This is a genomic window from Kitasatospora sp. NPDC091257 (assembly GCF_044757675.1).
GTDB lineage: Bacteria > Actinomycetota > Actinomycetes > Streptomycetales > Streptomycetaceae > Kitasatospora > Kitasatospora lactacystinica.
Map to the genome: position 1 here is coordinate 1 of NZ_JBIVVI010000218.1, position 9,494 is coordinate 9,494.

General features: G+C 70.8%; 10 protein-coding genes. 3 read left to right on the forward strand and 7 right to left on the reverse strand.

Annotated elements, in window-relative coordinates; translation table 11 throughout:
* Nucleotides 1–359: 359 nt before the first annotated feature.
* Nucleotides 360–830 carry a hypothetical protein gene (locus tag ACIQOV_RS13165; RefSeq protein WP_401048146.1) on the reverse strand — a complete coding sequence of 157 codons (471 nt, stop codon included), beginning with the start codon at nt 828–830 and terminating at the stop codon, nt 360–362.
* Nucleotides 831–1,207: 377 nt separating this feature from the next.
* Here ACIQOV_RS13165 and ACIQOV_RS13170 point away from each other — a divergent pair, with 377 nt between their 5' ends.
* Entirely contained in the window at nt 1,208–1,552 is a 345-nt protein-coding gene (locus ACIQOV_RS13170; RefSeq protein WP_401048148.1) for a hypothetical protein, read from the forward strand.
* Nucleotides 1,553–1,644: 92 nt separating this feature from the next.
* Here the strand turns inward: ACIQOV_RS13170 and ACIQOV_RS13175 are convergent, their stop codons facing one another.
* Nucleotides 1,645–2,625 (reverse strand): DnaB-like helicase C-terminal domain-containing protein, encoded by a 981-nt coding sequence (locus ACIQOV_RS13175; RefSeq protein ID WP_401048151.1) that lies wholly within the window; start codon nt 2,623–2,625, stop codon nt 1,645–1,647.
* Nucleotides 2,626–2,652: 27 nt separating this feature from the next.
* Nucleotides 2,653–3,135 carry a DnaB-like helicase N-terminal domain-containing protein gene (locus tag ACIQOV_RS13180; RefSeq protein WP_401048153.1) on the reverse strand — a complete coding sequence of 161 codons (483 nt, stop codon included), beginning with the start codon at nt 3,133–3,135 and terminating at the stop codon, nt 2,653–2,655.
* A gap of 251 nt (nt 3,136–3,386) precedes the next feature.
* Between ACIQOV_RS13180 and ACIQOV_RS13185 the strand changes: the two genes are divergently transcribed.
* Both ACIQOV_RS13185 and ACIQOV_RS13190 read left to right on the forward strand, forming a co-directional pair.
* A complete protein-coding gene (locus ACIQOV_RS13185) occupies nt 3,387–3,848 on the forward strand; it encodes a hypothetical protein (RefSeq protein WP_401048154.1) in 462 nt (153 codons plus the stop codon).
* Nucleotides 3,849–3,874: 26 nt separating this feature from the next.
* Complete coding sequence (locus ACIQOV_RS13190; RefSeq protein ID WP_401048157.1) at nt 3,875–4,219, forward strand: hypothetical protein; 345 nt, start codon at nt 3,875–3,877, stop codon at nt 4,217–4,219.
* A gap of 199 nt (nt 4,220–4,418) precedes the next feature.
* Here the strand turns inward: ACIQOV_RS13190 and ACIQOV_RS13195 are convergent, their stop codons facing one another.
* The 4 genes from ACIQOV_RS13195 to ACIQOV_RS13210 all read right to left on the reverse strand — a co-directional run bounded on the left by ACIQOV_RS13195 (nt 4,419) and on the right by ACIQOV_RS13210 (nt 8,934).
* Entirely contained in the window at nt 4,419–5,099 is a 681-nt protein-coding gene (locus ACIQOV_RS13195; protein WP_401048159.1) for a hypothetical protein, read from the reverse strand.
* 636 nt (nt 5,100–5,735) lie between these two features.
* On the reverse strand, nt 5,736–6,401 hold the full coding sequence (locus ACIQOV_RS13200; protein WP_401048161.1) for a hypothetical protein: 666 nt from the start codon (nt 6,399–6,401) through the stop codon (nt 5,736–5,738).
* Nucleotides 6,402–6,565: 164 nt separating this feature from the next.
* On the reverse strand, nt 6,566–7,396 hold the full coding sequence (locus ACIQOV_RS13205) for a DciA family protein (RefSeq protein WP_401048164.1): 831 nt from the start codon (nt 7,394–7,396) through the stop codon (nt 6,566–6,568).
* Nucleotides 7,393–8,934, reverse strand: a complete 1,542-nt coding sequence (locus tag ACIQOV_RS13210) for a transcriptional regulator (protein ID WP_401048166.1) — start codon at nt 8,932–8,934, stop codon at nt 7,393–7,395. Before ACIQOV_RS13210 ends, ACIQOV_RS13205 begins: the two co-directional genes overlap by 4 nt.
* Between the last annotated feature and the right edge of the window lie 560 nt (nt 8,935–9,494).

A 9,494-nucleotide genomic window follows, 5' to 3' on the forward strand; every position in this document is an offset into this window, starting at 1 on the left:
GCAGGGGGTGTTCCCCGAGGACCCGGCCGATGGGAGGCCAGCAGCGCCGGGAGGACGTAGCGCGGCTGCTCTGTTAGGCGGCCCGGTGGTGCTGTGGTGGGGCCGCCGTGCCGGGAATGCTAGACCTCGCGCGATGTCTGTGAACGGGTCTGTGACCTGCAATCTTTCGGTCGCGAACATGCCAGGAGGTCAGAAACTTCTTACCCTCCCAGCGTCCGACACAGTCTTCGGCAAGTGGTGGCCCTGCAGGCTCGGGTCTGACACCGCGCACCTCGGTCCGGCCCCGCGACCACCTAGCGCGCTTCCCAGAGCGGGCCGCAGGGCCCTTGGAATCAAGCCGAGCCCGCAGTGGGGCGCGGCTACGGGGCGGTGGTGGCCAAGGTATCGTCGATCAGGACCTCGGGTGCGGCATCGTTCGAGCTGATGGCGGGCTGGATGGTGTCGAGAGCCTTGCCCAGCGCGTCGTAGACGCGCCCCGCCGCTTCCTCTTCGGGCTGGCCCATCACCTCGTCGAACTTACCGGGATGGGCCTCGCCGTCGAGGTACTTCATGTACTCGACCACCTCGGTGCCCGACAGGGTGATCCGGACCAGGCCGCGGGCGCCGCGGTCGCCGTCGAGGCCGGTGGGCTTCCGGTTGCCGACGTCCCCGAAAGGGGGCTTGGTCTTCTTCCAGAGCCCGTTCGGCATGATCAGCGAGACGTTGGTGACCCCGGCGGCCTTCCTGAGTCGGGCGTCCTGGGACGGAGGCGTGTTGGTTCCGCAAGCAGTCAGGAGGAGGACCGCGAGCAGCGGGACGACGGTGCGCAGAGCGAAGCGGGTGGTTTTCACGCGGGTCATGGTCGTGCCCACCCGGTCGGGTGGGCGGGCCGCCTTGCGATGTTCCACCCGAAGGTGCGGTTTCACGCAGCACGCTGTTGACGGACCTACGTCGCCCGGCCGCCGATCCCGGCACGGGGGTGCCGGGGACCGCTCACCGGTGCGCCTGGCCGGTCCAGGGTCCTGAACTGCCCGGACAGATCCAGCCGGGCGGGCGGGAGCGGCGGCGTTGGTACGGAGCGCTGCGTGGTCCGGATCGCTTTCGGGCCGGAGCAGGGTCATGTCCCGCGAGGCTCACGACGGCGGTGATGGCTGTACGTTCCTGCCGGGTCATCGACGCCCGGACCCGCCCTCGTGGCCGGCCGCCGGGACTTCACACCGGAGGGTGCATGATCAACCTGGCGGAGTACCAGCACGGCAACGGGATGTTCTTCGGGACGGTCGCGCTCCTTGTCTCATGGGCGGTGGTCGCGGCGGCATTCGCCATTCACGTCCACCACTTCATCCACTGCGGCGCAGACGAGACGGTGCGTCCGACGGCGTCGCTCTCGGCCAAGGACTCCCATCGGACCCTGACGACCATCGGCTCGTTGGTGGCGGTGCTCGGTGCGTGCATCACCGCGAATGTGTCGCTGGGGGAGCTGGGCGGGTGGACGACGCTGCTCGGGTGGATTCCGTGGATTGCTGCAGCGGTGGGCGGCCTGTACTTCCACCTCGTCCACCAGAAGCAGTGATCATCGGACCCCCGTAGAGCCGCTCCAGCAGCCTTCCGCCGCCATCGCCTGGTTGTCCCGGCTTTCCCCGAACGAGCGAGGCTGGCTGCGGCTCACGCCGCTCCGGTCCGCGGCGGGGCCGGGCGGCCAGTGCACAGCGGGATCGCCCCGGCCCGGGTGGCGCGGGCGACGGCGAGAGCCGCGCGGTGGCGTACGCGGTGCTCGCGGGCGTGGTCGTCGGCCTGGTGGGGGACGAAGCCGCTGTCGGCCGGGTCGGTGAAGGCCGAGATGGTGGGGTGGAAGGCGATGGTGATGATCGCGGTGGGGCCGTTGCGATGCTTGGCGACGATCAGGTTGGCTTCGCCGGGCCGGTTGTCGGCCGCGTAGACGTCGTCACGGTGGAGGAGGAGGAGCAGGTCCGCGTCGTCCTCCAGGGTGCCGGAGTCGCGCAGGTCGTAGATGTGGGGGCGTTTGTCGGCGCGCTGCTCGGGCGCGCGGTTGAGCTGGGAGAGCGCGATGACGGGCAGCTGCAGTTCCTTGGCGAGGAGCTTGAGGCGGCGGCTGACCTCGTTGACGTCCTCGTAGCGGCTGCCGTACTTGTGCCTGCCGTGGTCGAGGAGCTGGACGTAGTCGACGACGATGAGCTTGATGCCGTGTTGGGCCTTGAGGCGCCGGCTCTTGGAGCGGATCTCGGCGAGGGTGAGGTTCGGGGCGTCGTCGATGAACAGCGGGACGGAGGTGATCTCGGGCATGCGGGTGGCGGCGCGGGTCCAGTCCCGGTCGGTCATGTTGCTCGAGCGCATGTGGTGCAGCGGGACGCGGCTTTCCGCGGAGAGCAGGCGCATGCCGATCTCGTTGCGGCCCATGCCGAGGCTGTAGAGCACGGCGGGCAGGCCGTTGCGGAAGGAGCAGGCCCGCAGGATGGTGAGCGCGAGGGTGCTCTTGCCCTGGACGAGGCGGCTGCCCAGGACGATCAGCTGACCGGGGTGCAGGCCGTTGGTCAGCAAGTCCAAGTCGGGCAGGCCTGTGGGCAGGCCGGCTGGGGCGCCGATGTACGAGCCGATGCCCTCGACTTCGTCAAGGACGCCTTCCATGATGTCGGCCAGCGGGCGCGCCTCGATTCAGCTCGGGCTGTGGCCGGTGGTCACGGCGTGCACCTCGGCCTGGACCTGGTCGATCAGGTCAGTGGTGGGGGCGTCGGCGTGGGCGGCGCGGTCGATCCGCTCCGCGACGACGATCAGCCGGCGGCGCAGCGCCTTGTCCTCGACCAGGGTGGCGAGGGCTTCGGCTTCGGCGGTGCTGCGGACCATGTTGACGAGCTTGTGCAGGTAGTCCCGGCCGCCCGCCCTCGCCAGCAGGCCCTGTTCGGTCAGCTTCCCGGCGACCCTGATCGGGTCGGTGGACTCTCCGGCCGCGTACAGCTCCAGCACCGCGTTGTGGATGAGCTCGTGGGCCGGGCGGTAGAAGCTGGCCGGGTGCAGGATCTCGACGACGTCGGCGACCGCGTCCTTGGAGCGCATCGTCGTGCCGAGGAGCAGCTGCTCGGCACGCAGGTCGTGGGGCACCTTGAAGGCCGGGCCACTGTCCGGGTCCTGCTCGCTCACGCGCATTCACCTCGCTGCTGATCTGCTGCGGCCCAAGTCGCGGCCACCCTGTCGCACCACCGCGCGGTTGTCCCGCTTTCCCCGAACGAGCGAGGCCGGCTGCAGCCACGCAGCTCTGGTCCACGGCGGGACCAGCCGGATCGGGCGCAGCGGGACGTCTGTATCCGGCCGATTCTTCCGATTCCCACTGCGTCGGAGGCCTGTCTGGGACAGCCTCGTGGGCGGGTTCCGACCGACGGGAGCAGATGAGCGTGTCAGGCAAGTACCAGTTCAGTCCCACCGGCTTCTACGCCGCGTACAAGGGCTCCAGCACCGTGATCAAAGTCCCGGTCGAGGCGTGGGACGCCGACGGATATCCGCTCATCTTCGACAAGGGGAGGCTCCGGCTGGCCGAGCGACGCGAAGGACTGATCGGTGTTTACCGGTGTGGCACGAACGGCGTTGTCATTCCTGCGGAGCCGGGATGGACGGTCCGCTACGTTCCCGACTCTGATAAGGAGACGGGCGTTTCCACAACGGTGCCCGTCGTTGCTTGGAAGATCAACGAGATTGAGCACGAGGCTGTGCCCATCACGATCGAGCACGAGTCGGACTGGCCGGATGAGTGGATGGACACGGGTATGAGGATCGACCGGGTTATTCCTCCGGCCGGTGCGTATCCGATCCTGGGGATCCAGGGGATCCAGGGGATGCGCCCGGGCGAGGGCCGGTGAGCGGCCAGGGAGTCACGGCGCGCTCCGTGCCGGTAGCCGTCCTCGCGTCGGTCCACGACCGGCTGCACGCCTTCGCGCACCGGCACCTGGGTACTCCCGAGAACGCCGACAAGCGCCGTCAAGCTGCGTGGTTCGTCATCAGCTTCTTCGCAGCTGGGGTGGGCGCGAGCGCCGTCTACCTTGGGGCTGTTGGGCTCGGTATCGGACCGAACACCGCCGTACGGATCGCCCTGGCCGTCTGGGCTCCTGTCCTGGTTGGGCTGGCGGTGTGGCCGCTGGTCGAACCAGGTATGTTCCGTATGCGCTGGGTCGTGGGCGTCCTGGCCTCCGCGATACTGCTGGGCCTCGCGCTCTCGGCGCTCTTCGTCTGACGGCACCCGCGGCGGGAGGAAGCAGCACGGGCTGGTTGCGGGACAGCGCGGACGGGGCGGCCGTCGCCGGGTACATCTACCCGGCTCACACCGACCACCACGGCCGGATCTGGATCGACATGGATGGCGAGTACTGACACGGCCACTGGGCCCACGCATCGTGTGGCAGGCCCAGCGGCCAGCCGGGCGGGTGCCAGTCCTACGGCGTCGGCGCGCAGCGTTGGCAGCGCCGGTACTTCCGGCCGCCCTTCGGGCCGGTGTGCCGAGCCTCCCACACGCGGGTTTCCTCGATGGTCATGACCGTCCATCCGCTGTCTGTCTTCGTCGCCGCCAGCTCGAACTCGAAGTCGGCTTCGGTGCCGCCGTAACGTAGGTTCTGCCGGTGGCAGAAGAGCCGGCGCTCTTGCACGTACTCTTCGCCGACCGGTCGGCTCCACTCTGTCGGCATGGTGTGCCGCACCACGGGGCAGGTCGTCTCGTGCAGTCCTGCGGAGCGGCCCGCGGTGAACGGGTACTCGTCCGGGGTGTTGTAGCGACGCCACCGCTCGGCCAAGGCGTCGAGGTGCGGCTCGAAGCGGTCGCCGTAGTTCTCGCAGTCTGGGCACCCGCCGTCTCGGATGCACCAGGCGAGAAGGTCGTCGTGCTGCTCGTGCTCGCGCAGGTTCCACCGGTCGTACAGCTGACCGGCGAGCCGCAGAAGCAACTCGCGCGCCTCCGTAGCTGTGATGGTGCCAGCCTCGATGGCGGCGACGATGTCGATCATCGCCGGCAGCTCTACCGACTGGCCGTAGCCCTCCCTCAGCGGGCGTTCGCGCTGACGCGGGAAGTCGATCCCGAAGGTGACGAGCACGTCGGGCATCTCGATCCCCGGAGCGCTCACGCTCACCTCTCCACTGATCCCCACTGCTTCATCCCTCTCATTGGTCGGTCAGCGGACAATCCCGGACCTGCGGACTGGCTGGCCACCTGGGTCAGTCGGCACGCAGGTCGTGGGGCGCCTCGAAGGCCGGGCCGCCACCGTCCGGGTCCTGCTCGCTCACGTGCGTCCGTCTCGCTGCTGATCTGCTGCGGCCCGATCCGGGGCCGGCGAACGGGTTGTCGCGGCCACCCTGTCGCACCACCGCGCGGTTGTCCCGGCTTTCCCCGAACGAGCGAGGCCGACTGCGGCTCACACGGCTCCGGTACGTGGCGGGGCCGGGCGGGCGGTGCGCAGCGGGATCGCCCCGGCCCGGGTGGCGCGGGCGACGGCAAGGGCGGCGTGGTGGCGTGCGCGCTGCTCGCGGGCACGGCGAGGGCGGCGGTTTCCTGGCGCCGGCGGTCCTCGGCTGCGGTCCGCGCCGGTTCCGAGGTTGCTGCCCGGTCCCGTAATGGGGGCAGGTAGCGGGTGTTCCGGGTTGGGTTGAGAGCGAGGGGGAATGGGTCGGTGAGGGCGGTGGTTTCGCCGGCCTGGACGAGCCGGTCGACGTAGACGCCGTCCTCCGCGTGGCCGGGGTAGCGGCGGGGACGGGTTGATGGATCAGACGACCGGGTCCGGGCCACAGGTGGCGCAGCGTCGGCGTCCGGAGCCGCGGGCGCGTAGCTGCTCGGTGGTCAGCAGCTTCGGCAGCCGCTCCCAGCTGGCTGCACCTGGGCCAATGGCCAGTTGTTCCAGGAGGGTGGCGAGGCGGGCCTCGGGGCCCTGGAGGGTGGGACAGTCCCAGCGGTGCAGGCGTGTGCCGCTGGTGGGGATGGCGTAGACGGCGCCAGCGTCCAGTTCGGCGCGCCAGCGGGCGATGTCTTCTTCGGCGGTGCGCAGCTGGTGTGCGCGGTGTCGGCAGTGGTCGCACTCGCCCTCGGGATGGGTGTAGCAGGCGCAGGCCCCGCACGTGGCGCAGCGGGTGCAGACCTGCCGTCGCCGGTCTTGGCGGAAGCTGTGCGGCGTTACGGTGCGGCGCTTGCTCGTGCCGTGGATGAGGAAGTCGACCGCGCCGACGGCGACGAGCTCCTCGGCAAGGCCTTCCAACTGCTCGCTGGTGACGCCGAGCAGGGCGGCCAGCTCGTTCCAGGTGTGCTCGGAGTCGGCGGTGGCCTGGGCGAGGAGGACCGCGTACGCGAGGCGGGCCTGCGGTGTCAGCTCCTTGTCCAGGAGAACCGCCGCGTCGGCGAGGACCTCGCGCCTGCTTCCCGTCCGAAGTACTGGCATCGCATGTCCCCATTTCCTGCGTGTCCGTCCCCGGAACCGTACCCCGGGCGATGTGCGGCCGGGCTGGCATTGCCCGGCAGGCATCGATGTGCGGCACGGGGTCATGGCCGGGCCTTCAATAGCGCACCAGGTGGTTGCTCAAGTCGGGACTTCGCAGGTCTGGGTCACGCGGCACCGCTGAGGGTCATTGGCGGCCGGGCCGGGCGCAGCGGGACGGCGCTGACTCGGAGTGCTTTGTCGTGGCGGGCGCGGCGTTCGGCGAGGGCCTGGCTGCTGGTGGCGGCTGCGGTGCGGGCGGCGGCGTTCTCTTGGTCGGCCTTCTCGGCGAGGCCCTGGGCGAACTGGTCCTCGGGTTCGCGCCGCTGGAGGATGGCCTGTTCCTGGCGGGCGATGGCGGCGGCGATCGCCGGGTCGATGACGGGGGCGGTGCGGCGGATCTCGGCGAGCGCGCGGTGGTAGCCGGCGCTCGCGTCGTCGCGGGTGCGGACCGGGGGCTCGGGCTGCTCGACGGCCTGGTGGTGCTCGGTGCGCCGCTCGGGGCCGGTGGCGAGGGCGCGGGGCGCCAGGACCCGCAGGTCCCGTACGACGGTCCGGCCCATCTTGCCGTTGATCCGGGCGACGAGCTGGCGGCCGAGCAGGCGCAGCTGGGTGGCGTAGGCCGGGGAGGTGGGCTGGAGGTCGAGTCGTCCGGTGCGGGCGTCGAAGTGGACGGGGACGACCTTGCCGACGAGTTCGGGGGCGATGGTGGCCCACTGGTCGAGGAGGCCGCCGCCGGCGGTGGGCGCGTCCCAGGCCCGTTCGGCGACCAGGCCGGCCAGGGCGGCGCCGAGCCCGATCGGTTCGCGGCCGCCGGTGCGGACCATGGTGCGGCGGGTCGGACGGATGGTGGAGCTGCGGCCGCCGGGGGCATCGGCGCCGCGGGTGCGGGCGGCTTGGCGGGCGGCCTTGAGGGCGACGCGGGCGAGGTCGACACCGCTGGTGGACGGCTGGGTCACGCGGACCTCCAGGGCTGGTGGATGACCATGCGGGCGGTGTGCCGCAGGCGTAGGACCTGGTCGACCAGGCCGTGGGTGTAGAGCTGGCGGGCGTAGGACTCGCCGCAGTCCCGGATGGCCATCAGGACCATCTCCGGGTCCTTCTGGCCGAGGGTGCGCAGCTCGAGGACGCCTTCGCGGGTGAGCTGGTGCAGGTCGGTCAGGCCGTCCTGGTCCTGGGCGAACAGCTCCAGCTCCTGGGCGCCGGGGCCGCCGGCCTGCTGCACCTGGGCGAAGGCGTCGTCGACCAGGCGAGCGGCGGCGCGGGTGGCCGGGTCCTGCCAGTCGGTGAACGTCCACTCCGAGCTGGTGCGGTCGTGGCGGGCGCGCTCGGCGGAGCGGGACTCGCGCCAGTGCTCGACCTGGGCGGCGCGCTCCTTCGGAGTGCGCCAGCCGGGCATCTGGGTCATGCCGTGCAGCCGGTGGGCGAGCAGGCCGGAGGGCCGGCAGGTGCCGCGCTTGGGCTCCTCCAGGGTGGAGAGCCAGGCGACGACTTCCTCCGCCGTCCAGCCCGCGTCCGATACCTCCTGCACGACCCAGGCGATCCGGGGCACCAGGGCGCGGCTCAGCCACGCGACCTGGCGGACCAGCTCGGCGGCCAGTTGGTAGCGGCGACCGACGCGGTTGACGGTGCGCTTGCCCCGGTCCTTCGTGGACTTCTTCGCGGTGGTGGACTTCGGCTTCCCGCTGGCGACGTCTGTCTCAGAGGGGAGGTGAGTACAACCGTTAGCAGCAGAAGTACAGCAACCACCCCCCATTGGGGTGCAACGGCCGACTGCTGCTGAGGTGCCGTCAGCGGCCGGTGACACCTGGGACGAGGCGGTGGTCGACGGGGCCTGAGCGGCCGTCACCGTGCCCTTCGCGGACGTCTTCGACCGGATGGCCCGGACCTTGCGCGAGGCCCGCTTGCCGAGCAGCGCCATCGCCGCCCGCCCGGCCTCCGCGATCCCGACCACCCGCCGCCCGGTGCCCTCCCCGGCGACGCGGACGCCCAGGGCGACGTCGAACTCGGCCGGGATCACCCGCGCGAACTCGGAGGCCTTCGCCTTCTCACCGCGGACCCGGGTGCCCCTGGCGATGTAGGCGAGCAGACCGGCCTCGCGCAGCATGTCCAACTGGTACTGCGCGGTCCGCTCGGTCACGCCCAGCCTCCGCGCCAGGTAGTCCACACCCGGACGGCACGGCGACAGTTCCATGAGCAGCTGCGCGGTCCGGATCGCGGTACGGCCCATCTCCCGCGGCCCGTGCGAGCGCGACGGCCGGTAGCAGCCCGACGCGACCACCCAGTGCACCGCCTGCATCCAGCTGTACGGGTCCAGCGCGACCCGGCCGCGGGTAGTCGTCACCCACTGCTCCGCCGCCGGCACCAGCAGACGGGGCAGCACCGGCACGCACGGCACGAACCGCTGGACCGACTTCGGCACCACCGTGCCGCCCGCTGACGCGACGTCGGTCGGCTCCTGGCGCTGGCCGGGAACGGCCGCGACGGCCGGACCCATGTGGTTCGGACACGGTCGTGTGGTATCGGAACGCTCACCCACATGGGTGATGTGTGTCACATTGTCGACAGCGTGCGTGGCGTGTTCGACAACCGGTCCGCCAACCGGTCCGCCAACGAATCCCAAGGCAGGAACGGGGGAGAAGATCTCTTCCCCCTCCCCACCCGCATCGCGCGAGCTCAAACCGGGAACACCACGTCCTTCGGCCGCTACATGGGAAGACTGGAAAGGGGCGCTGAGCTCCTGCAAAATGACAGAGCCCTCCTACTCGTACGTGGGTAAGGCAACGGGCCCCCTCGCGGGGGTACGGCAAGACGGCTCCCTCCTCGGAGCCGGTACAGCAAGGCGGACCCCCTTCGGGGTCCTGGTTCTGGAGAACCGCACCGCACCGCGCCCTTCCCGGGCCCCGGCCGCCAAGCCGGGACCCGTTCCGGGCCTCGTCCGATCGCCAAATCGGACGGATCACGTAAGACCGCAGACCGGTGGGTGAGATCACTGGAAGCGGCCCGGGGTTGCTGGCCTCGCCAAAGGCCGGCGCCCCCAAGACGACTAAGTCACAC

Excerpts from the sequence above, each read along its gene's own strand:
- ACIQOV_RS13170 (WP_401048148.1), top strand. The coding sequence starts at position 1,208 with ATGATCAACCTGGCGGAGTACCAGCACGGCAACGGGATGTTCTTCGGG.
- ACIQOV_RS13175 (WP_401048151.1), bottom strand. The coding sequence starts at position 2,625 with ATGGAAGGCGTCCTTGACGAAGTCGAGGGCATCGGCTCGTACATCGGC.
- ACIQOV_RS13200 (WP_401048161.1), bottom strand. The coding sequence starts at position 6,401 with ATGCCAGTACTTCGGACGGGAAGCAGGCGCGAGGTCCTCGCCGACGCG.
- ACIQOV_RS13210 (WP_401048166.1), bottom strand. The coding sequence starts at position 8,934 with ATGGGTCCGGCCGTCGCGGCCGTTCCCGGCCAGCGCCAGGAGCCGACC.